This is a genomic window from Lonepinella koalarum, assembly GCF_004565475.1.
GTDB lineage: Bacteria > Pseudomonadota > Gammaproteobacteria > Enterobacterales > Pasteurellaceae > Lonepinella > Lonepinella koalarum.
In genome coordinates this window covers 454,231-478,903 of record NZ_SRHX01000001.1, presented here as the reverse complement: position 1 = coordinate 478,903, position 24,673 = coordinate 454,231, and the positions used below count along the sequence as shown (strand labels likewise).

Sequence of the window (24,673 nt, the reverse complement as noted above, 5' to 3'; positions counted from 1 at the left end):
GAAAATTTATCACCGCACTTTTTTCACTGTATTTATTTAAATATCATCACTAAAAATATCGCCACCATGCATATCAATCATATGCAAAGCTTCTCCACCACCTAATGCAACACAAGTTAATGGATTATCTGCCACCACGACACGTACGCCAGTTTCTTTACTGACTAAGTGTGCAATATTACGTAATAAGGCGCCGCCGCCGGTTAATACGATACCGTATTCATAAATATCGGCAGCATGCTCAGGTTTACATTCTTCTAAAGCAGAACGAATTGCATCAATAATGCCTTTTAATGGCTGACTAATGGCTTCTAACACATCACGAGAAGTCAGGGTAAATGGACGTGGCACACCTTCGGATAAATTCAAGCCGTGAACTTCTAATTCAAGTACATCGTCATCAGATTCAATATAAGCCACACCGATTTCATGTTTAATGCGCTCTGCGGTAGCTTCACCAATGATCGAACCAAAGGTTTTACGCACATAAGAAATAATCGCTTCGTCAAATTTATCTCCACCAATACGCACGGAAGAAGAATAAGCTAAACCATTTAGAGCAATCACCGCAATTTCTGTGGTCCCGCCACCGATATCAATCACCATTGACCCAGTTGGGGTAGATACTGGCAATCCCGCACCAATTGCCGCCGCCATCGGTTCTTCAATTAAATAGACTTCTCTGGCGCCAGCACCAATTGCTGATTCTTTAATGGCACGACGTTCAACTTGCGTTGCCCCTGCTGGCACGCAAATTAACACGCGTGGACTTGGACGCAGGAAATTACCACTATGTACTTGTTTAATAAAGTATTGCAACATCTTTTCCGTCACAAAGAAATCGGCGATTACACCGTCTTTCATCGGACGAATAGCTTCAATATTGTTGGAAGTACGACCTAGCATCATTTTAGCGTCTTTACCCACCGCTGCAATACTACGTTGCCCTGCTCGCCCTTGACGAATTGCCACCACAGAAGGTTCATCAAGTACAATCCCTTGATCTTTTACATAAATTAAAGTATTTGCTGTACCTAAATCAATAGATAAATCATTGGAGAATAAACCCCGAATTTTTTTGAATAACATAAGAATTCCGCTAATAGATGTTCGTTAAATAAGATATAGAAAAATTATGCGTAATGTATCAAAAAATCGACGTTAATTACAGCGAATTTTCAGAATTATGTAAAAAAGCCGTTAGCCTAAACGATTTATTGAACTGATAAACTATGTAATGCGTTACACCATAACAGCATTATTTCATTATCAGATAATAATGCGGTGATTCCCACCGCAGTTTTTGAGCATAATGATCATTTTACTGATTTAGTCTGTACTACTCTCTTCCCTAAACAACTTATTATCATACACTTTCACAAATGGCAGATAAATCAGCCAAGAGACAAATACGCAGGACAAGGCTAATAGCGCAGCACGCCAGTCACCCGCGGTACCAATAAATGCACCAATACCGGCTGGGGATGGCCAAGGAACGGCAGCGATAATTGGACTGACGAGATGGAGTTTAATTGACCAATATGCCATGGACGCTGTCACCATAGGGGAAAGGAAGAACGGAATGGCTAAATAAGGGTTATAAACAATAGGTAAGCCGAAAATAATCGGTTCGTTAATATTGAAGATTCCCGGTGCAATGGATGCTTTACCTAAGATTCGCAATTGTTGAGAGCGAGCGAGAAAAGCGATAAACAAGGTTAAACCTAATGTACCACCCGATCCACCAAGAAACACAAAACTGTTGTAAAATTCACCAGCAAAAGGAATATTGGCGCCGTTAGCATTAGCTTGTAGATTACTTAACACAATCGGGACTAAGAAAGAAGTGATAATATTTGCACCATGAATACCCACGATCCAAAGGGCATGGATTAAAAAGAAGATCACCATTAAACCGAGCCAACTATTCGCAATGTCTGTAACGAAAGCAAAAGGAATCGCGATCACTTTAAAAATATCTGTACCCAATGCAACGAAAGTACCGCTAATGATTAATACCACCAATGCGACCGCAAAGGCAGGGATTAATGCCGTAAAGGAACGAGCAACCCCTTCTGGAACAGCTTCAGGCATTTTGATTACCCAATTGCGTTTCACGCAAAGGCAATAAATTTTAACAGTGAGTAAAGACATGATAATCGCCGTGAAGATCCCTACTGTTCCCATACGATCGGGACCACTGCCACCAATTGTCCAACCATTAATCGTGTTGGCATCGCTAAACAGCTGAATTCTTCCGTCTGCATAAAACAGTTCCGGCACACACAAGAAAAAAGCAAACACCGCGAGTAAAGCACCATTTAAAGGGGAAACCTTGATGTCATCTTCCTGTTCATGAATTTTAGTGTATTCATAGCCAATCACAATTACAAAATACAATGCCAACAAGCCCATGGTCGCTTTATAAACCAAAATATACAGATCACTGATACGGAAAAAGGTATCATCAAAAAAGCCTTGTAGGAAACTAAAGGTTTGGGGCAATACATTAAACACTAAGAAAAATGATCCTACAATGGTAAAGGTGATACTAGCGATCCCTGCTGCCATAATGGCACGCACGGATTTAAAGGCTGCAATTTTTGCCATTGGACCCATTAAATATTTTTCGAGCAATTGAAAGATGCCGTTCATAGCGGATTTTCTCCTAAATTAACTGATGATGTCGCCATTATGCGGAGATAATGGCGAATGATAGTGGCGAAAAATCGCCGTTTAAGCGAGATCTTCGCCGTTTGATGCAATAACTTTTTTATACCAATAGAAAGATTTTTTAGGTGTACGTTTTAGACTCCCTTGTCCAGCATCATCAAGATCCACATAAATAAAGCCATAACGCTTGCTCATTTGTCCTGTGCCAGCAGACACCAGATCAATACATCCCCATGTGGTATAACCAATCAAATCTACCCCATCAATTTCCACCGCATCTTTCATCGCTGCAATATGGGAACGTAAATAATCAATACGATAATCATCTTCTACGTAACCATTGGCATCAGGTTCGTCAATCGCCCCTAAACCATTTTCCACAATAAATAGCGGTTTTTGATAACGATCGTACATGACATTTAAGGTGCTACGTAACCCTAATGGATCAATTTGCCAGCCCCATTGGGAACTAGCGAGGTATTCATTTTTGGTCGATTGTAACAAATTGCCCGGATTCAGTTCACCATGACCTTCTACGCCACTGATCGTACGAGAACAATAATAGGAAAAGGAAACAAAATCTACCGTATGTTTAAGATCGTCAAAATCACTCGGCTCTGCATGCAGATCAATGTGTTCACGCTCAAAAAATTTAAGTGCGTAACTTGGATAATAACCACGGGCTTGCACATCAGTAAAGAAATATTCATGATGATCCCGTTCAATAGTTGCCCAATAATCTTGTGGATGACAACTGTAGGGATAATGCACGCCGGCTGCTAACATACAACCTATTTTATTTTCCGGATCAATTTCATGAGCAATTTTGGTAGCACGACTACTAGCCACTAATTGATTATGCGCGGCTTGATATTTTACATGGGTTTTGTTTTCACTTGGCTCAAAATAAAGCCCTGCGCCCATAAAAGATCCATGCAATAAGATATTAATTTCATTGACCGTCAGCCAATATTTAACCAGCCCTTTATAGCGTTTAAATACCGTTTCTGCATAACGGCAGAAAAAATCAATAACTTTACGATTTCGCCACGATCCATATTCTTTCACTAAGTGCATTGGGATCTCAAAATGGGCTAGGGTAACCAAAGGTTCAATATTATATTTACGCATTTCTTTAAATAGCTTTTCATAGAAAAGCAAACCTTCTTCATTAGGTTCAAGCTCATCCCCTTTAGGAAAAATACGAGCCCAAGAAATGGATAAACGAAAAGTTTTAAACCCCATTTCAGCAAACAATCTAATGTCATCAAGATAATGATGATACATATCAATGGCGTTGACCCCCGGATAAAAATGCAGATCATCAAAGTCAAACATTTTCAGCTCCCCTTTGATCACCGCTAACCTGTCTTCGCCGTGGGGAATTAAGTCCACATTGGACAGTCCCCGACCGCCTTCTAATACACCGCCTTCTGCTTGATTAGCTGCAATCGCACCGCCCCATAAGAAATTTTCTGCAAATGCCATATTTTACTCCTGTTACTTTTCACTGATAATTCATTGTTAAAAGTGCGGTCTTTTTTACCACCGTTTTATGCCTGCACCGCGACTTGTTCTTCTTTATACAATTTATTGTCATACATTCTAATAAACGGTAGATAAATTAACCAAGCGACCACAGCGCAAAGCAATGCTAAAATAGATGCTCGCCAATCGCCCGCCGTACCAATAAATGCACCAATACCCGCAGGAGATGGCCAAGGAATATAGGCAATAATTGGGTTAATCCATTCTAATTTAATCGCCCAATAAGCAAGAGATGCGCTGACCATTGGGGCAAAAAAGAATGGAATGGCTAAATAAGGATTATAAACAATTGGCAAGCCAAAGATGATTGGTTCGTTAATATTAAAAATGCCGGGAGCAACAGATGCTTTACCCAAAATACGTAATTGTTGGGAACGAGCAAGAAAAGCAATAAACAAAGTTAAACCGAGCGTAGCGCCTGAGCCGCCTAACAACACAAAACTATTATTAAACTCTCCCGCATAAGGAACAACTTCGCCGTTAATGTTAGCTTGTAGATTAATCAGTAAAATCGGTTTTACAAATGCCATAATTAGGCTAGCACCGTGAATACCGACAATCCATAAGGCGTGGATTAAGAACAAAATCACCATTAAACCAAGCCAACTGTTGGCAATGTCAGTGACAAAAGCAAAAGGAATAGCAATTACTTTGAAAATATCTGTACCAAGGAGCACAAAAGTACCGTTAATCACTAATACCACCAATGCCACCGCAAAAGCTGGAATTAAGGCCGTAAAGGAACGTGCCACACCTTCAGGAACGGCTTCGGGCATTTTAATCACGAAATTGCGTTTCACACAAAAACAGTAAATTTTTACCGATAATAATGCCATAATAATGGCCGTGAAAATCCCCACGGTACCAAGTCGGTCGGGTCCATTGCCACCAATCGTCCAACCGTTCAGCGTCTTGCTGGCCGCCAATAGTTGCATTTTACCATCCACGAACAATAATTCTGGTACACATAGGAAAAAGGCAAACACTGCTAATAACGCCCCATTTAACGGCGAGACATTCAATTCATCTTCCTGTTGATGAATTTTGGTGTATTCATAACTAATAACGATCACAAAATAAATCGCTAAAATACCCATACTGGCTTTATACACGAGCAAATAAAGATCGCTGATTCTAAAAAAAGTGTCATTGAAAAAATCTTGTAAAAAAGTGAACGTGGTGGGTAATACATTAAATACCAAAAATAGCGATCCTACAATGGTAAAGGTAATACTGGCAATCCCTGCTGCCATAATGGCACGCACGGATTTAAAGGCTGCAATTTTTGCCATTGGACCCATTAAATATTTTTCGAGCAATTGAAAGATACCATTCATCGGGAATCTCCTTTTAAGTTGAGTTGTTTTTGGTACGCTATAATATGATGATAATGGCTGTCTTGGTTAGTGCGGATACGGTATAGTTTTCGCAATACCCCACTTATCAACAAAATAGCAATCCCCATATATCCCACCAATACAATGCTGTGTGGATCTCGAACAAAAGGGAATAATGCCTTGGCATAGGGCGTAAACAACAAACCCAATAACCCTACATGACTGATTAAAAGCAGTTTAAAAATAGCGTACGTCCAAGGGGCTTGAGCATTATGGCGATAATAAAGTCTGACTTGTTCCACATAGGCCGTGCCAAGTAACAATAACAACACCGCAGGTATGACCAATAGGCTGGCTTGTGATAACCACATGGCACAAGTCCATAATAACGTGGTAAAAAATAACAAGGCTGCCGCATAACGTACCCATAAAAAGCGATTGAAATATAACGATCGCAAGGTCATTTGTTGGCGATGGGAAAGCGTTGACATACTATACCTGCTCCGCTATTTTTTGATGCAATGCTAAAAATTCAAGGGCGATTTCATGTAATAACATGGTTGACATTAAATGGTCTTGTGCATGCACCATAATAATTTCCATGTTGATCACCGTACCGCAGGCATAGTCTTTTAACAGACTTGTTTGCGATTTATGTGCTTCCAATAAATTTTTATTGGCTTCATCTAACTGGCATTGTGCTTGGCTAAATTCCCCTTGTTTCATTAAACTCAGGGCTTGATGAATAAGACTGCGGGCATCGCCACTGTGGACAATAATTTCAAAAGCGACCACCTGTAGATCTTCTTGCGACATAGTTTGTTGTTCCATGTGGATACTCCTAGATAAATGATGAAAAAAGTTGAATAAATTGATCGAAATCTTGGCATTGTGCCATTTTTTGCTGGGCTCGTTCATCCTCACTTAATTTCACCATGGCAGAGGTAATAACCTTTAGATCTGCATTGCCATATTGTGATGGTGAAATTAAAAATACTAGCTGAATATGGGGATGCATTTCATCCCAAACTAATCCTTTTGGCACAAGTCCCACGGCAATTTTACATTGTTCGCCCACGGGTTTTATCGGATGTGGCACTGCAAGATAAGGGCTAAATGCCACTGAACTTAAATTTTCTCGTTGCTGAATTTGCTCACGCATACGGCGCACATATTTTTCATTTTCCTGCCCAGCACAACGATCAATAAGTTGTCCGATAAGTTGCTTTTTACTGATCCCTTGTTCACCGAGCAGAAAATAATCAGGGCGGAAAAAACGTAATAATAAGTCTTGCTTATTCTGATTAAGCGAATCTGTCGGTAAAATAGGATCAAACGGCACATCATGGGTTTTAAGCTGTTTAATAAGTTGTCTAATTTTCTCAAATTCTTCATTTTTAAGAAAAATACTAGAATGGATCACCGGTACTTTAAATACCAAATTAGACAAATCCACTGAAGATACAATAAAATCAATACCTGCCAACACCTGATCGCTTAATTCATAATAACTCACCACATCTTTAATATTCAGGCTGTCATTAAACTCGTAGGCAAGGCGATTTTTAATAAATTGTGCCGCGCTATAGCCCGTAGCGCAAACTACCAGTACATTTAATTTTTTCTTATTTTGATAACGCTCAATAGCACCGAGAATATGCAAGGTTAAATAGGAATATTCATCATCACTGACTTCCATGCCGTCAAATGCTGGAAACTCGGCAAAATTTGACCGCACTAATTGAAAAATCCCTTGGTAATTTTGCTTAATTTCTTGACAAAGGGGATTCTCCAATGTGATATGATTTTTTAGTCTTGTGATGAGTAACTGCAAATGCTGCGAAATAGCTTGCAATAAGCTTTCATCATCTTGTAATTGAACTTGTAAGGCTTGCTCAATTTGTTCAATCCGTCGTTTAATTTCTGCTTGTTGTTGAGCTTGCTCAGAAAGCTGAGAAGAATGGCGTTTGCCTTTGGCGAGTAACTGCAAAGTAATATAATCAATTTCACTTTGTGGCATGCTCACATGATTTTCCGCTTTAATTCTAGCAATAATATTTTCTGCCACTCGACTTTCATTGACATGTTCGTTTAATTCATGTTGATCAAGGTTAATATTCAGTTTATGCCCTGTTTTAATCCGCTTAATTGCCAATAAAATATGCAAAGCTAAATTTTGTAACATAAAATCTGCCAAATACAATTTACCTTTGCGACATTCTTCTAAAATAATTTGTAGTAACTGTTCAAAACGAATTTCATCGACAAAAATAGCGTTACCAATATAACGATTAATGGCATCACCGAAATTTTCCTTAAAGAAATAATCCATGATAAAACTGCGGTAATTTTGTTCACTGCCCTGAATGCTTACTCCTTGATTGGCTTTACTTCGTAAAATTAATTGATAGGGTTTAATCAGATCACTGATTTCTTTAAAATCCGCCGACAAGGTCGAACGACTGACAAACAGCTCTTGTTCAAGCCGATCAAATAAAATATGCGGTTGATTAAAACAAAGTTGTTGTAAAATATATTTTTGCCGATCCTGCTTGTTTTCAATTGCTCTACGCGGACGGCTAAGCTGTAACTGCGGTCTAAATTGATCGAGATTTTCAATCTGTAATTGATAGCCATTTCCTTGTTTTGCCAGCAAACTTGCCCCGTATTGGGGCAATTCCGAATTAAGGCTTTTAATATAATGACGTATGGTACGGTCAGAGCAATTTAACTGCAATCCCAATTGCTCACTAGTGACAAAGCGATCTTGGTTGTCGAATAAATATTGCAAAATGGCAATTTCTTTTTTATTAAACATACCCTACCCCTTTGCTTAGGCTAGATTTTTTCCAACACCAAATTGGCTAATTTCTCAACGCCCATAGGAATGGGTACATAGGCCTGTGGTGGAATACTTTCCACAGGTTTACCTACTTTTTGCCCGAGTTCAGTAAATTTCGCCAAATACATTTTTGTTTGCGGACTGATTAAATACAAATCAAACGCCCCAGATTCAATGGCTTTTTGCCCTTCAGTAGCAGATACCGCATCAATGCTAATATCATGTTCTTTGGATTTTAAAAAATCCGTGGTTTTTTTTGCCATTAACGAAGAAGACATGCCCGCGGCACAAATAATTAATGCTTTTTTCATACAACTCTCCTTATAATTGTTCACCATTTGTTTGAATAACCTGTTGATACCAATAAAATGATTTTTTACGAGAACGAGCAAGACTACCGTTGCCCTGATTGTCTTTATCCACATAAATAAAACCATAGCGTTTTTTCATCTCACCCGTGCCGGCAGAAACTAAATCAATACAACCCCAAGGAGTATATCCCATTAATACGACACCGTCTTCGTCCACCGCTTTTTTCATTTGCTCAATATGCGCTTTTAAATAATCAATACGATAATCATCATGTACCATACCATCATCACTCGGTTCATCAATCGCTCCGAAACCATTTTCTACAATAAACAATGGCAAACGATAGGTATCAGTGAGGTAATTTAACGAATACCGCAAGCCTACGGGATCAATCTGCCAGCCCCAATCGGAACGTGGCACAAAATCATTTTGCACGAAATCCGTCTCTTCGCCGTAATCAAAATAAGGGTTATCAGGATTATATTGGGTAACGAAAGACATATAATAACTAAAGCCTATATAATCTACGGTACCTGCCAACAGATCCGCTTGATCTTGCTCAGTAAAATCAATAACAATATTTTTTCTTGTCCAATATTCAGTAATGTGTTTCGGATAACGCCCAAAACTATGTACATCAGCAAAATAAAAGCGTTTTTGCATGGATTTTTGTGACATCAACACATCTTCCGGGCGGCAAGTAGCAGGGTAAATAGGGCTAAATTGAATCATACAGCCCACTTTTAGTGCAGGATTAATTTCATGAGCAATTTTCACCGCACGAGCACTGGCTACCAATTCATAATGTGCGGCTTGATACATAATAGCTTCACGATTATCTCCGTCGTTAAACACTAAGCCAGAATTGGTGAAAGTAGTAAAGTCACGATTAAAATTGGCTTGATTATTAATTTCATTAAAAGTCATCCAATATTTCACTTTTTGATGAAAACGCTCAAAACAAACCCGTGCAAAACGCTCAAAAAAGTCAATTAACTTACGATTACGAAAACCACCATATTGGGTGACTAAATGATAGGGAATTTCGAAATGAGAGAGCGTAATCACCGGTTCTATGCCATTCTTTAAACATTCATCAAACAACGCATCATAAAATTGTAATCCCGCTTCATTGGGCTCAAGTTCATCGCCTTTCGGAAATATTCTTGTCCAAGCAATCGACGTACGAAAACATTTAAACCCCATTTCCGCAAACAGGGCAATATCTTCTTTATAGCGATGATAAAAATCGATGGCTTCATGGTTTGGATAATATTTACCAGGTAACACACCATCGGTAATTTCACGTTCTACACCATGGGCTCCAGCGGTCATCACATCGGCAACACTTAATCCTTTGTTCCCTTCTTTCCAGCCACCTTCCAATTGATGGGCGGCTACTGCCCCACCCCATAGGAAATTTTTTGCTAACATAATATTCTCCCCAATAAATTGATGAACAATCAGAACCGATAACTGTTTCAGTTCTACCTGCGTTGTTGTCGCTTAAAAATGAAATGTCTAGTTATTATCATAATTATTTAAGCCAAAATGTACATAGCGAAATTTTCCGTATTGATACGGAAAAGTATTGAAGAAATGTAACTGGCAACTTACTTAATCGTCCGCGATAAAAACACCCTATTGAACATCTCAATTAAACATCTCAATTAAGCTGTTTTTAGTTATGCAAAAAATAAATAACCATTTACAGAAATCACATTTCCACTTTCTCTTGCTCTACAGCATAGTTATATCGTACGAAAAATAACAAGTAGTTCATATCGACACTTTTCTCATTCCCATAAGCACTAACAAAGGAGTTATTTATGTATTCCAAATTTAGATGGTTCGTGTTATTTGTGATGTTTATTGTCACCGCATCAACGTCATTAATTCTCATTGCACCAGTTACCATTGTTGACAGTATTTCATCTTCTTCTCATCTTGCTCCACCGACTATTATTACCGCATCAATGAGTACGTTTAATTTATTTATCGTATTATCCGTGATGGCTGGCGGTATTTTGGTAGATAAATTTGGCGTAACGAAAATTTATGTGCTTTGTTTGGCACTGGTTATCTGCGGTAACGTGGTGATGGCCAATCTAGGCAATGAAGTGTGGGGCATTTTCTTGAGCCGTGCATTTCAAGGTTTAGGTACAGGACCGATTATGGTGTCCATTACGCTTGTGGCAAGACAATGGTTTAAACAAAATGAACATGGCATAGTAACAGGTTTGCAAGGTATGGCAGTCTCTATCGGGATTGCGATTGGCTTTGTGTTAGTTCCTCGTTTAGTGACTTATGTGGAAGATTGGGGAACCGTTTTCTATTATCTTTCTTTAATTAATTTAACCGGTATTGTCCTTACTTTAATTGTGATTTTCTGTCCGAAATTAGAACCAGTTGAGCTTGATGTACCATCTCCGATGCAACAAACAGCTACTGAATTTAAACTCTTACAACCATTAGTTCTCATCGGTGTTGTTAGTCTATTTTGTAGTACTTGGCTACAACAATCCGTAAACTCTGTGGGAGCTGGTTTTATTGGTACGGAATTAGGTTTAGGGCAAATTCACGGAGCAGACTTAATGTTCTACTATTCTATTGCCTATGCCATCGGTTCACCACTCGGTGGTGCTGTTGCAGGTATTTGGCTAAAAGGACAAAAGGATAACTTAGTTATTTTAGTCTGTTTCTTAATTTCCGCAATTTTTAGTTTTGTTATTACACAATACACCGAAACTGCCGGATTAATTATTTGTTTACTTATTCTAGGTTTATTCCAAAGTTTCATTTCACCAATCACACTCTCTTTCATTGCAAGAACCTATCCAAAAGAAGTGATTGGTAAAGTATCTGGTTTCACCATGATGTTTAATTTTGCCGCAGGTATTTTATCACCTTATGCCTGTGCCTTGTTGCTAAGCACATTAGGTACTTACAGTTCCTCATTTATTGCCATGATTACCGTATCTATTATCGGTGGTCTTGTTGGGTTTAAATTAAAAGTAAAAAATAACTAAGGGGTTGTTATGAAAATCAATCATTCTAAATTAATGCAAGGATTATGCTGTTCAGTAATAACGTTGGGAGCAATCACAGCTCAAGCCGAAACGGAATCTCAAAAACCATTAAGCGATGTGGGGAATTGGCTAGAACAGCACGGAATTAAACCGCACTTAATGTCATCTTATCTCTATTTTGATAACTTTGATATGGGTATCCAGAAAGGGAAAAATGAACAGCTTGTTATTGTGATGGCTGGATTTGATGCAGATTTACAAAAATTAGCATCTATCAAAGGCGGTAATTTCCATTTTTCCTATGCTTGGGCACCTTATCACAAAAACTTCAATTTTGGCTCTCAAGCGGGCGATATTTTAGTGGGTAATCCCCCACCTTATATCCCTAAAGTTGCTCATTTAACAAAATTGACCTATGAACAAAAACTGTTTGATGATCGTTTGTCTATTGAAGTGGGTAGAAGTAATCCCGGGTTTTATTACGGCAAATCTTTGTGTAATTTTGAATTTAGTTGTGTAAATCCTTTATTGCACAAAACCGCCGCATTTAGCCCAGTGATTTATTCTGCATGGGGTGGTCGGGTAGCTTATAAACTTACGCCAAGTTTAGAGTTTAGTGCAAGTGGCTGGCGAACATTCTCAGATTATCCATTCACGAATGGTTGGGATAACGGTTGGAATAGCAAACATCCAACAGGAAATTTATGGTTAGCAGGTCTTTCTCGCACAGAAGAGTGGCGAAATAGTCAAAGCAAATACCCATTGACTTGGGAATTAACTTTTTTCCACAATACGCATCGTTTTGTTGATGCCGATCCTTTAGTGGTAGATAAAAAACAGCTTAGTGGCGTAACAGGTATGCATGCGGGGATAAAAAAATTATTTTGGCGTTTAGATGATGGTAGTGAAAAACAGCCAAGTGCCACTACATTAAGTGCTTACGCATCATTATCCAAAACATTTGATGATATTAACAATGGTGGATTGTCTAGCTTTGTGAGTGCTGGGGTGATTTTAAATGGTCCATTTAAAAGCCGTCCAATGGATAGCTATGGTTTAAATTTTAACTGGGCCAAAGTAAGCAATGGACAACAACGTGCAATGACGGCTAGCTATGTTGGTAATGAAAACTGGTATGCTCGTAAAAATCAATACCAACTTAGCGTTGATGCAACAATTCCAGTGTTGCCGTCATTGATCGTACAGGGGTCAGTTGGCAGAGTGTGGCATGCTAACAACTGGATGAATGCGAATACAGGGCAAGTGATTACAGAACGCCCTAAAGACGGTTATTCTGCCAGTTTAGCGATTACGCTTTTATTAGATAATGCCTTAGGCTTAACCAAATAACATAAAAATCAAGGGGATTTTATATATGACAACTGCTTTTGAACAATTAACGCTAGCATCTGGCGTAACACTGAAAAATCGGGTATTTATGGCACCAATGACAACACAATCTGCCGATGAAAATGGTTTTGTGAATGATGAATTAGTCACTTACTATCGTGAACGTGCCAAAGATGTTGGGGCGATTGTGGTGGAGTGTGGTTATGTGCAACGTAATGGTATGGCATTTCCCGGTGGTGTCGGCTTATCTACCGATGATCATATTGCAGGATTAGCCAAAATTGCAGAAGCAATCAAACAACAAGGTTCGGTGCCAATTATGCAAATTTATCATGGTGGACGTATGGTTCGCCCTGAACTACTTCCTGATGGTAGTGTAGCGATTGCGCCTAGTGCAATTGCAGCCTGTCGTCACGGTTGTGTTGAACCGAAAGCATTAACTGTAGATGAAATTGATCAATTGATTGTTGATTTTGGTTTAGCCACCGAAAGAGCGATTAAAGCAGGCTTTGCTGGGGTAGAAATTCATGGTGCCAATACCTATTTAATTCAACAATTTTTTTCACCGCACTCTAATCGTCGTGATGACCAATGGGGTGGCGATATTGAAAAACGAGCTAGATTTCCATTAGCGATTGTGGATGTGGTAAAATCCACAGTTAAAAAATGTTTGGGTGATAAACCCTTTGTTGTCGGCTATCGTTTTTCACCTGAAGAATTGGAAAAACCGGGGATTAATTATGATGACACCTTATTCTTGCTAGAGAAATTAGCTCACAAAGGGCTGGATTATTTACATTTCTCCACTGGTCAGGCAGTGCAAACATCTATTATTGATTTACACGACAAACAACCGTTAATTGATAAATTAATTCAAAACCGTTCTGAAACCTTGGCAAAAATTCCAGTAATGGGCGTGGGTAGTATTAAACAAGCGAAAGATTTGGATAATGCCTTTGCTCATGGTTTTGATTTAGTCTCTATTGGTAAAGCCATTATTGTTGAGCCACGTTGGTTGCAAAAAATCAAAAATGGGGAAGAAGTTTTAAATTTCATGCACATTGAAGATTGTAAAGCTCGCCATGTGCCAGAAACGGTATGGGATATTATTGGCCCTTCAATGGAGAAAGAAGAAAAATCCTATCTGAATAAACAAGCTCCACGCAAAGAATTTGTACCCGGTACTTATGTAGAACGTTTTGCTGATTTCCATGGTATGGTTCATGTGGAAGTAACCTTAGACAGAGTTTCTATTCAAAAAATTGATGTGACAGGAAAGAGTTTAGCTCCAGGGGTGACGATTGATGCCTTTACTGAAATGGCTCGCCGTATTAAAGAAAAAGACGGTACCGATGATGTTGATGTAGTGAGTGGTGCAACGGAAAGCTGTCAATCTGTATTAGAAGCCGTAGATCGGATTATTGCTAAAGCCACTGGAACAAAAATGAGTAAAAATAAATTACCTGAGTTACCTTGGTTACCAGATGAACTTTCGGTGGATGAATCTCAAATTGAAGAAAACATTGAAACCGATGTGGTGATTGTGGGTTGTGGTGTAGCGGGTACTTGTGCGGTGCGTGCTGCTGCGGAAGAAGGGGCGAAAGTCGTTGTTATTGAGAAAGCTGACAGTCCACAATGTCGTAGTGGGGAATATGCCATTATCAATGGTAAAGTCCAAGCTCGTTGGGGACGAGATAATTTCAATGTGGATGAAATGGTCGACCGTTTTATGCGTGAATGTAGCTATCGTATCAAACGTCCGATCGTTTCTCGCTGGGCGAAAAACTGTGCAGATGTATTTGATTGGTTTATTAGTGCGAAACCGGATATGTGGATTTGTGAAACCCAACGCTCTCCAGTACCAGATGAGCATGCGGATTTCTTCTTAGAGCCAATGGAACATCCTTTACCACCGCATTATAACTATAAAAACGAAGACTACCCAACTTATCCAACATCTGTGCATTTTGTGCCAAGCCAAGCACCAATGATTAATGCTAACTTCCAAAAAGCATTAGATACAGGTAATGTTGATGCACGCTTTGGTCATTTTGTGGAAAAATTATTGAAAGACGGCGACAAAGTGACAGGCGTAATTGCTCGTAATGCCGCAACAGGCAAATACGTTCGTATTATCGCCAAACGTGGCGTGGTATTAGCCACTGGGGATTATGGTAGCAATAAAAAAATGGTGGATCATTATTGTCCTGAAATCAGCGAAAGTGGAGTGAAAAATATTTGGCTTAACCGTGATGTGGAAGGTAATTTAACCAATACTGGTGATGGTCATAAACTTGGTGCTCAAATCGGAGCAAGAATCCAACAACATCATGCTCCAATGACTCACAACATGGGTGGTCCATTTGGTATGGCAGGTGGCTTAGGTAATAACCCATTCTTGTTCTTAAACAAACATGGCAAACGCTTTATGAACGAAGAAGTACCGGGTCAACAATTGGAAAATCAAATTGAAATGCAGCCAGATAATATCTGTTATCAACTCTTTGATAACCAATGGCGTGAACAACTTGCCTATATGCCAGCAGCACATGGCACCGTGTCTTATTACGACAATGATGAAGTGAAAAATCATCCGAAATGTTCACTCAGTCATATTGGCGATAAAGAGTTCCAACATGAAGTGGATGAAGGTAATGTGCTGGTTGCAGATACTTTGCCAGAATTGCTTGCTCAATTAGATATTGATCAAGAAACCGCATTGAAATCCATTGAACGTTACAACCAATTAGCACAAGCCGGTTATGATGAAGATTTTGCTAAATCGCCATCACGTTTGTTTGCTATTAACCAAGGACCATTCTACGCAGTGCGTTTTGTCACGACGACGATGTTAACCTGTTTAGGTGGCTTAGAAAGTGATGAAGATTCACATACCTATGATGTGGATCGTAATGTGATCAAAGGATTGTATGTGGCAGGTAACGTACAGGGTAACCGTGTTGCCGTGGAATACCCAATTTGTATGAAAGGGGTTAGCCACTCTATGGCAATGTTCTATGGTTATGTTGCAGGTAAAAACTGTGCTAATCAAATTTAGCCATTAATATTAGGCGGTTGTATGGTAGAAAAATCAGTGACGACGTTTATCGCAATGGGAACAGTAAATACGATTACGGTATTTACGCCAATTGTTGATGAAATAAAAGTAGCTGTTTATCAATTGGTTAAAAACCTTGAAGATAAATTCACTGTCAATCGCCCTTATTCAGAAGTGATGTCAATTAATCAGGCGGCAGGATTGTCGCCTGTTCAAGTAAGCAGTGATGTTTTTGACCTTATTCAACAGGCGACCTTAGCCAGTTTAGCACCTAATTCGGGATTTAATGCGGTTATAGGTTCTCTTACTCGGTTATGGAAAACGAGTTTCCAACAACATCATTTACCTACAGAACAAAACGTTGCTCAGTCATTAAAATTGATTAATCCACACGATATTGTTCTTGATGCAAAGAAACAAACCGTATTTTTAAGTAAAGCTGGCATGCAATTTGATCTTGGAGCAATTGCGAAAGGCTATATTGCGGATCGCCTTGTTCAATTGTTAGCCCAGTATCAAATTTATGCTGGCATTATTGATTTAGGGGGAAATGTGATTGCGTTTGGTGAAGCACCACACAATGCTCAAGGTCAATGGAAAGTCGGGATTCAACAACCCTTTGCAAAACGTGGGCAATATGTCGGCATTGTTGCTGTGAAAAATAAATCCATTGTGACATCGGGCAATTATGAAAAATATACGGAAATTCAAGGTAAATCTTATCATCATATTATCGATCCCAATACAGGCTATCCTTTTGAAAGTCAATTAGACAGTGTCACCATTATTTCTGATCGTTCTGTTGAAGGGGAAATTTTATCTACTCAAGTTTATTTCAAAGGGCTTGAAGACGGATTGAAATTCATTGAAAAAATACCGCATTTTGCAGCCATCTTTATCAGCAAAGATCAAAAAGTTTATGTAACTTCAAATTTAGTTTCATCTTTTAAATTGGTGAGTTCAGACTATGAATTAACCAATATTAACTCGGTTATTTAATATTTTACGGAGATTATTTTATGCAATCAGTCAAAACACGCCGTAGTCGTATGAAATGGGTGATGTTTTTCGCCTTTCTTACCCTATCCTTAAATTTACGTGCTCCAATTACTTCACTTCCCCCTGTTATCAGTGAAGTAAAAGCCAGTCTTGCCATGTCACCTGTGTTTGCTGGTGTATTAACCACGATTCCTGTCCTTTGTTTTGGTTTGTTTACCCCCTTTGCATCAAAAATTATCGGTAAAATGGGAATTGAAAATTCCGTAATGTTAAGTCTTATTGGTGTTACTTTGGGTTCGATTTTACGAGCCGTTGGCGATACTGGCTTTATGCTATCAGGTACCATTATTATTGGCTTATCACTCACTATTGGCAACCTGCTAGGATTATTAATTATTGCCCGTGATTTTAAATCTAATGCGAGTTTTATGACAGGAATGATGGTGTTAGGCATGAGTTTAGGGGGAATGATCACATCTTCACTCACTGTCCCAATGAGCCATTTATTGGATTGGCGTTGGGCGTTAGCTAGTTGGAGCTTGCTTGCATTATTAAGTTTATTTTTATGGATTCCACGCTATCGCCGTGAAAAAGCCAAAAATGATCGGCTTGCGATTCGTATTGAAGAAAGTGCGGTGAAAAAATCCACGATTTCTTTAAGTCAATTTTCTAGAGAGCATGTTTCAGCGATTATTGCACTCACGGTTTCATTTTCTTGTCACTGTTTTGCTTTTTATGGCGTTGTAGCATGGCTACCAAGTTTCCTTGTGGAATTTGCTCAGATGAGTAGTGATAAAGCGGGTGTAGTGGTATCCATTTTTCACTTACTAGGATTTATTGGTTGCTTAGGTATGCCGTTGCTTGGTAAATGGTTCAAACTTTCACAAAAATGGCTATTTATTATTGATGGATTAGCTTGGTTTCTAGTACCTGTTGGTTTCTATTTATTGCCAGACTGGTGGTTATTATGGGATATTATGGGAGGCATAGGCTGTGGCGGTGCATACGTTGTTATCTTCTCGTTGATTATTTCTAAATCATCTTCACTAGAAGAAAACCGCTATACATCTTCCGTTGTACAATCAATTGGTTATGTGATGGCATCTTTAAGCCCTATGATTATTGGGGGACTGTATCAATTATCGGGGGCGTGGTTGGTGAGTTTTGTGGTATTGGCAATAACAACCCTAATATTCTTAATTGGTGGCTTGTTAGCTGATCGATTTTATTCATATGCTGAAAAATAGAGCAAATAAAAAAATGGATTAGATTTATTCTCTAATCCATTTTTACCCATCTATTAATAATTATCAGTTAACCTAATCTCTGCCTTACAATCTCAAACAGACATACTCCCGTGGCAACGGAAACATTCAATGATGACACCGACCCAGCCATTGGAATACTGATTAATTGATCGCAACATTCACGGGTTAACCGTCGCATACCCTCCCCCTCGGCTCCCATCACCAACGCAATAGCACCCGTTAATTTACTTTGATAAAGCGTTTCCGTTACTTCACCCGCCGTACCCACCACCCAAATATTGTGATGTTGTTGCAATTCACGCAAGGTACGAGCTAAATTTGTTACCCGAACTAACGGCATCGTTTCCGCCGCACCACAAGCCACTTTACGAGCCACTGAGGTTAATTGAGCCGATTTATCTTTCGGCACGATCACCGCATCAACCCCAGCCGCATCGGCTGTACGCAAACAAGCCCCCAAATTATGCGGATCGGTCACCCCATCTAGCACCAATAAAAACGGATTTTGCTTATGTTGCAAAATCTGATCAAGATCGTTTTCATTTAACTCTTTCGCCGCTTGCACGCGAGCAATAATCCCCTGATGCACTTCGCCTTGAGCCTTGTTATCTAAACTTTGGCGATTTAAAAATTGGACGCTAATACCCAATTTATGTAATTCGTTAAGTAAAGGTTGCAAGCGTTTATCCTCACGCCCTTTTAACACCAAAACTTCAATAATACGTTCTGGCGTACGCTCTAAAAAAGCACTCACAGCGTGAATACCGTAGATTTGTTCTGACATGACTTACCTTTTGAATGAATGTTATCTTATATAATCTTGTTTTACGCTTTCTTATTCAAAGAATCAATAGTACCAGAAAGATGAATCACTGGATTATCTGAAAAGCGATATTTATCTATACCTATTTCAAAATCATTATTGGCACCATTGAATAACATCTGTTTGGTATGTTCCAGATGTTGCCACATTGCTATTTTGGCTGCATCAGGATCCTTATTCATTAGCGCTCTTAATATTTTGTCGTGGTCATCACACCAACTATCAATAGAGCGAGCATCAATATGCTCATGTAATTTGAGCCAATAAGGATTAAGCACCCTTTGCCGCCACATTTCTTGAACAATAGTAATCAAAGCACTGTTTCGAGTAATTTGTGCTACTTTAGTATGAAATTTTAAATCCCATTCTGAATCACGAAAATGATCTTCTTGTCTAGCATTTTTTTGAATTTCCATAATATCAATAATATCTTCTTTGGTTACTTGAGATGCAGCAAATTCAGCAACGATACTTTCAATTAATTGACGGGCTTGTAATAGTTCAAAAGGACCGCAATCGGAAAATTCCAGTCCACGATTTTCATCAGATTGGGTAAAATTTTTGGGTGTCGATGATATAACATGAATACCGGAACCTTTCTTAACTTCAACAAAACCTTCCACTTCAAGCATAATTATCGCTTCTCTTACCACCGTGCGACTGACATTCATTTCTTCCGAAATAAATCTTTCAGCAGGTAATTTCTCTCCGACTTTATAAAACCCATTAATAATCTTCTGTTTAAGATCTTGAGCTAGTTGTTGATAAAGACGCTGATTATCCATTAATTTCATATTGGTATTACTTCTATTGGAAACATATATGCTAGATTATAGCACAAATTTGCTATGATGAGAGATAGGAAAAGAAATAGTTGCTACCACGACTAATGTGGCAACAACTATTTTAAATTATAAACCCAATAAATTAGGTAAGAATAATGATAACTGCGGAATATAAGTGACTAAAAACAATGTAACAAGTAACACCACAAAGAATGGTAACATAGGCTTAATTAAGTCTTGTAATTTAACGCCAGATACAGAGCATCCTACAAATAATGCACTTCCCACTGGTGGTGTACACAACCCAATACACAAGTTAAAAATCATCATAATACCAAAATGAATTGGACTCATCCCTAAATTTGTCACAATCGGAAGAAAAATAGGGGTGAAAATCAACACAGCGGGCGTCATATCCATAAAAATACCAATAACTAATAAAAGTACATTAATAATCAGTAAGATAACAATTAAGTTATCTGATACACTCATTAATAATTCATTTACCATATATGGAATATCCGCATTAGTCATCGCCCAAGACATTGCTACGGAAACCCCGATTAAGAATAACACAATTGAAGTGGTAATAACTGATTCTAAGATGATTTTAGGTAGCTGAGAAAACTTAATTTCACGATAAATAAGAACAGATAAAACAAAAGTATAAACAACCGCAATAGCAGAGGCTTCTGTAGCGGTAAAAACGCCCGCTAATATCCCTCCAATCACAACCACTACCATTAATAAACTAGGGATAGCATCTAAAGTATATTTAATAATTAATGATAGTGTTGGTTTTTCTGAAATGGGGTATTTTCGTTTTTTAGCAATAAAGAAATTGACAGCCATAATACCGAGTCCCATTAACGTACCTGGTACATAACCCGCCATAAAAAGCGTGGCTACTGAAATACCACCGGCCGTTAAGGCGTAAACAATCATGACATTTGATGGAGGAATTAACAATCCGGTTATACAGGATGTGACATTAATTGCTGCAGAATAACTAGGATCATAGCCCGCTTTCTTTTGTAACGGTGACATCGTTCCACCTACCGCAGCCGCTGCGGCAACAGCAGACCCTGAAATTGAGCCAAACATCATATTAGCCAATACATTAACATGCCCTAAGGAACCGGGAATCCGCCCAACAAGTACTTGAGAGAAGTTAATCAATCTTGTGGCAATTCCACCACTATTCATTAATGATCCAGCAAGAATAAAAAAAGGAATTGCAAGTAATGAGAAACTATCTAAGCCGGTGGCTATTTTCTGTCCTGAAACAATCATCGTGGTATTTAATGGGAGCATAAATCCCCCTGAAATTAAGGTTGAAATACCGATAGAAAAAGAGATAGGCACCCCTAAAAAGACTAATAAAAAGAAAGATGTAAACATTACAAGCGGAATAAACCATTCCCATGATAGTAACCATTCCATTATTTGTTCTCCTTAAGCAGAAAAATATTTTGGATGAGAAATAAAACACTATAAAAAACCATTAGAATACCACTTAAAGGTAATGCAATATAAACATAAGCCATTGGAATTTGCATTGATGGGGATATTTGTCCTGTGGCATAAACATTAGCAACTAAAGTTGCACCACCAAATACCAGAACAGACAAAGAAAAAATACAGATACAAATATTAATAAATATATTACTCATTGCTTTCTTTTTAACTGATAGATTATGAGTAAATAAATCAATGGACAGATGCTTTTGCAATCCAACGGTATAAGACGCGCCGAGTAATCCGACCCAAATCATACTAAATCTTGCCACTTCATCTGTTACAGTACTTGGCATTTTCAATACATAACGACTAAAGACCTGCCAAGTAACACAAATAACCAATAAAATCATCACAATAATTGAAAAAGTTGAGATAAATTTATCGATCGGTTTTTTTATTTTTTCCAATAACATTGGAATGCCTCCAACTATAATTATGAAATAAAGTCCGATCTATAAATAGATCGGACTATTCCTTATTTATTTCCTTGAGATTTGATGGATTCAATAATTTTAGCTAAATTAGGATCTTTGGCAAAATCCTCATAAAGTGGTTGCAAAGCATCTCGGAATGGTTTTTTATCAACCTGTATAAAGGTTGTTCCGGTTTTTTCTGCTTCAGCACGGGATCTTGCCACTTCTTCATCCCATAATTTTTGTTGATACTCCTCAGAATGTTTCGCTGCTTCTTGCAAAATTTTACGCTGATTATCATCTAATTTATTCCACGTTTTACTAGAAACAATTAAATAATCAGGAACACTGGTATGTTGATCTTCAATATAATATTTTGCAACTTCTGAATGTCTTGTTTGATTATATGAAGGAATATTATTTTCAGCACCATCAATCACACCTTGTTGCAACGCGGTATAAACTTCACCGAATGGAATTGGGGCAGGAGAGCCATTTAATAATTCAATTAATTTATTGGTAGTTGGGGTGGAAACTACGCGAATTTTCATGCCTTTCATATCGGCTGGAGAATGAATAGGTTTTTTCGCATAAAAACTTCGTGTACCAGCGACATAAGATGCGATAACATTAAAGCCACTATTTTGAGTTTTATCTGCAATCTCTTTTCCAACAGGTCCGAACAATACTTTCTTAAAATGTTCTTCATCATCAAAAAGATATGGACAACTAAATACGGCGAATTCCTTAACGAAGGATTCCATTTCACTTGCGCTCGCTTTCGTCATATCTAAAGCATCATTCTGAATGAGTTCAATCGTTTCTCTAGGTCCGCCCATTTGACCACTTGGGTAAATACGAATATTTAAATCACCATTTGATTTTTCTTGAACTTCTTTCGCCATTTGTGCTAATGCTTGATGCACGACATGCGATTGCTCAAGGTTATGAGCAAGTTTTAAGGTCACTTTAGCCATTGCATTGGTGGATAATAGAACAGGCATTGCCACACATAGACTAGACAAAATAAATTTTTTTAGTTTCATAATCGTCTCCAATCATTAAGTTATAGAATTATTCCCATTGAAAACAGGATATTAGCAATGTTATTAAGGAGATAATCACCCAATTCCATCCTTATAACCTATTTCCCACGCCCGTATAGTAACACATAAAATTTATAGTTATCATACAAATTTTCAGAAATGTGATCTATGTCACAAAAAATAAGTTTATTTTTCTTTAAATTGGTATAATATATTTAATGTGTTCTAATTTTTATACTCATGGAGACCGAAGATGAAACATTTTTTAACAAAAGATTTTCTGTTGGATAATGAAATTTCTAAAGAATTATTTTTTGATTATGCAGAGAATCAACCTATTTTTGATTATCATTGTCATTTACCACCACAACAAATAGCAGAAGATTATCAATTCAAAAATTTATATGACATCTGGTTAAAAGGAGATCATTATAAATGGCGAGCAATGCGTACACATGGTGTAGAAGAACGTTTTTGTACTGGAGATGCGACTGATTATGACAAATTCCTAGCTTGGTGTGAGACAGTTCCTTATACCATAGGCAACCCTTTATATCACTGGACACATTTGGAATTACGCAGACCTTTCGGCATCACCGATACATTATTATCACCACAAACTGCACAAGAAATTTGGCATAAGTGTAATGCCTTATTAGAACAAGAAAACTTCTCTGCCAAAGGTATTATTACGCAAATGAACGTAAAATTCATTGGTACGACAGATGATCCCGTAGATAATCTGCAATATCATAAAATGATTGCTACCGATAAACAGTTTACAACTAAAGTTACCCCAAGCTTTAGACCAGATAAAGCGTTTAATATTGAGCAAGAGAATTTTAACAGTTATATTGAAAAATTAGGCAACGTCGCTGATGTTGAAATTACGTCATTTACTACTTTATGTGATGCTTTGACAAAACGTATTGATTATTTTGCAATGCATGGTTGTAAAGTTTCCGATCACGCTCTTGATACGGTGCCTTATGCTGACGCTGATGAGAAAGAATTGAATCAGATACTAGATAGCAAGCGATCTGGTCATCAACTAGACAAATTACAAATTGCTAAATTCAAAACCGCTGTTCTAGTCTTTCTTGCCGGAGAATACCATAAACGTAATTGGGTTCAACAATATCATATTGGCGCATTACGTAATAGTAATACCTTTATGTTTAATCACTTAGGCCCTGATACAGGATTTGATTCCATTAATGATGAACCTATCGCCCAAGCCTTAGCACATTTACTTGATGCACAAGGTAAAAATAACCAATTACCAAAAACTATCTTATATTGCCTGAATCCACGTGATAACGAAGTCATTGCCACAATGTTGGGTAATTTCCAACAGGCAGGGATCAAATCAAAAATGCAATTCGGTTCTGGTTGGTGGTTTAATGATCAAAAAGATGGAATGATTCGTCAAATGACACAACTTAGTCAACTGGGACTTCTTAGTCATTTTGTGGGTATGTTAACAGATAGCCGTAGTTTCTTATCCTATACTCGCCACGAATATTTCCGCCGTATTTTGTGTCAAATGCTCGGTCATTGGGTACGTGATGGTGAAGCACCGCATGATATTAAATTATTAGGTCAGATGGTTTCAGATATTTGTTTTAATAATGCCCGAAATTACTTTGAAATAGAACTCAATTAATCA

Annotated in this window: 20 protein-coding genes; 6 read left to right on the top strand and 14 right to left on the bottom strand. The window is 38.1% G+C overall.

The features are described 5' to 3' along the window. Positions 1 to 36 precede the first annotated feature (36 nt). The 9 genes from E0709_RS02265 to E0709_RS02225 form a co-directional block, all read right to left on the bottom strand. The gene (locus E0709_RS02265) at positions 37 to 1,089 is read right to left on the bottom strand and encodes a rod shape-determining protein (RefSeq protein WP_132300108.1); all 1,053 of its coding nucleotides are present in this window, start codon (positions 1,087 to 1,089) and stop codon (positions 37 to 39) included. A gap of 240 nt (positions 1,090 to 1,329) precedes the next feature. Further along, positions 1,330 to 2,655 (bottom strand): PTS cellobiose transporter subunit IIC, encoded by a 1,326-nt coding sequence (gene celB / locus E0709_RS02260; RefSeq protein WP_132300106.1) that lies wholly within the window; start codon positions 2,653 to 2,655, stop codon positions 1,330 to 1,332. Between the two features lie 81 nt (positions 2,656 to 2,736). Continuing rightward, positions 2,737 to 4,161 (bottom strand): 6-phospho-beta-glucosidase, encoded by a 1,425-nt coding sequence (locus tag E0709_RS02255; RefSeq protein WP_132300104.1) that lies wholly within the window; start codon positions 4,159 to 4,161, stop codon positions 2,737 to 2,739. Positions 4,162 to 4,226: 65 nt separating this feature from the next. Next, positions 4,227 to 5,558 (bottom strand): PTS cellobiose transporter subunit IIC, encoded by a 1,332-nt coding sequence (gene celB, locus E0709_RS02250; RefSeq protein ID WP_207905211.1) that lies wholly within the window; start codon positions 5,556 to 5,558, stop codon positions 4,227 to 4,229. Next, positions 5,555 to 6,049, bottom strand: a complete 495-nt coding sequence (locus E0709_RS02245; protein ID WP_132300102.1) for a hypothetical protein — start codon at positions 6,047 to 6,049, stop codon at positions 5,555 to 5,557. Before E0709_RS02245 ends, celB (E0709_RS02250) begins: the two co-directional genes overlap by 4 nt. Position 6,050: 1 nt before the next feature. Then, positions 6,051 to 6,389 (bottom strand): PTS cellobiose transporter subunit IIA, encoded by a 339-nt coding sequence (locus E0709_RS02240; protein WP_207905210.1) that lies wholly within the window; start codon positions 6,387 to 6,389, stop codon positions 6,051 to 6,053. A 10-nt stretch (positions 6,390 to 6,399) separates the two neighbouring features. Then, on the bottom strand, positions 6,400 to 8,376 hold the full coding sequence (locus E0709_RS02235) for a BglG family transcription antiterminator (RefSeq protein ID WP_132300100.1): 1,977 nt from the start codon (positions 8,374 to 8,376) through the stop codon (positions 6,400 to 6,402). 20 nt (positions 8,377 to 8,396) lie between these two features. After that, positions 8,397 to 8,711 carry a PTS cellobiose transporter subunit IIB gene (locus E0709_RS02230; protein WP_132300098.1) on the bottom strand — a complete coding sequence of 105 codons (315 nt, stop codon included), beginning with the start codon at positions 8,709 to 8,711 and terminating at the stop codon, positions 8,397 to 8,399. Positions 8,712 to 8,721: 10 nt separating this feature from the next. Next, on the bottom strand, positions 8,722 to 10,146 hold the full coding sequence (locus E0709_RS02225) for a 6-phospho-beta-glucosidase (protein ID WP_132300096.1): 1,425 nt from the start codon (positions 10,144 to 10,146) through the stop codon (positions 8,722 to 8,724). Between the two features lie 395 nt (positions 10,147 to 10,541). Here E0709_RS02225 and E0709_RS02220 point away from each other — a divergent pair, with 395 nt between their 5' ends. The 5 genes from E0709_RS02220 to E0709_RS02200 are packed head-to-tail and all read left to right on the top strand — an operon-like array spanning position 10,542 to position 18,395. Continuing rightward, positions 10,542 to 11,741: an MFS transporter gene (locus E0709_RS02220; RefSeq protein WP_132300094.1), complete on the top strand. Its 1,200-nt coding sequence runs from the start codon at positions 10,542 to 10,544 to the stop codon at positions 11,739 to 11,741. A gap of 9 nt (positions 11,742 to 11,750) precedes the next feature. After that, on the top strand, positions 11,751 to 13,091 hold the full coding sequence (locus tag E0709_RS02215; RefSeq protein WP_132300092.1) for a carbohydrate porin: 1,341 nt from the start codon (positions 11,751 to 11,753) through the stop codon (positions 13,089 to 13,091). 25 nt (positions 13,092 to 13,116) lie between these two features. Next, positions 13,117 to 16,149: an FAD-dependent oxidoreductase gene (locus E0709_RS02210; RefSeq protein ID WP_132300090.1), complete on the top strand. Its 3,033-nt coding sequence runs from the start codon at positions 13,117 to 13,119 to the stop codon at positions 16,147 to 16,149. Between the two features lie 21 nt (positions 16,150 to 16,170). Further along, entirely contained in the window at positions 16,171 to 17,148 is a 978-nt protein-coding gene (locus E0709_RS02205) for an FAD:protein FMN transferase (RefSeq protein ID WP_132300088.1), read from the top strand. Positions 17,149 to 17,168: 20 nt separating this feature from the next. Beyond that, complete coding sequence (locus tag E0709_RS02200; RefSeq protein ID WP_132300086.1) at positions 17,169 to 18,395, top strand: MFS transporter; 1,227 nt, start codon at positions 17,169 to 17,171, stop codon at positions 18,393 to 18,395. 67 nt (positions 18,396 to 18,462) lie between these two features. On the opposite strand, the gene rlmB is transcribed toward E0709_RS02200, so the two are convergent. The 5 genes from rlmB to E0709_RS02175 all read right to left on the bottom strand — a co-directional run bounded on the left by rlmB (position 18,463) and on the right by E0709_RS02175 (position 23,004). Beyond that, positions 18,463 to 19,200 carry a 23S rRNA (guanosine(2251)-2'-O)-methyltransferase RlmB gene (rlmB, locus tag E0709_RS02195; protein WP_132300084.1) on the bottom strand — a complete coding sequence of 246 codons (738 nt, stop codon included), beginning with the start codon at positions 19,198 to 19,200 and terminating at the stop codon, positions 18,463 to 18,465. A gap of 41 nt (positions 19,201 to 19,241) precedes the next feature. Then, positions 19,242 to 20,033: a transcriptional regulator ExuR gene (gene exuR, locus E0709_RS02190; RefSeq protein WP_132300082.1), complete on the bottom strand. Its 792-nt coding sequence runs from the start codon at positions 20,031 to 20,033 to the stop codon at positions 19,242 to 19,244. 117 nt (positions 20,034 to 20,150) lie between these two features. Further along, positions 20,151 to 21,467 (bottom strand): TRAP transporter large permease, encoded by a 1,317-nt coding sequence (locus tag E0709_RS02185; protein WP_132300080.1) that lies wholly within the window; start codon positions 21,465 to 21,467, stop codon positions 20,151 to 20,153. Next, entirely contained in the window at positions 21,467 to 21,958 is a 492-nt protein-coding gene (locus E0709_RS02180; RefSeq protein ID WP_132300078.1) for a TRAP transporter small permease, read from the bottom strand. The genes E0709_RS02185 and E0709_RS02180 overlap by 1 nt, the downstream gene beginning before the upstream one ends. A gap of 62 nt (positions 21,959 to 22,020) precedes the next feature. Continuing rightward, the gene (locus E0709_RS02175) at positions 22,021 to 23,004 is read right to left on the bottom strand and encodes a TRAP transporter substrate-binding protein (RefSeq protein WP_132300076.1); all 984 of its coding nucleotides are present in this window, start codon (positions 23,002 to 23,004) and stop codon (positions 22,021 to 22,023) included. 253 nt (positions 23,005 to 23,257) lie between these two features. Between E0709_RS02175 and uxaC the strand changes: the two genes are divergently transcribed. Beyond that, positions 23,258 to 24,670: a glucuronate isomerase gene (uxaC, locus tag E0709_RS02170; RefSeq protein ID WP_132300074.1), complete on the top strand. Its 1,413-nt coding sequence runs from the start codon at positions 23,258 to 23,260 to the stop codon at positions 24,668 to 24,670. The last annotated feature ends 3 nt before the right edge of the window (positions 24,671 to 24,673 follow it).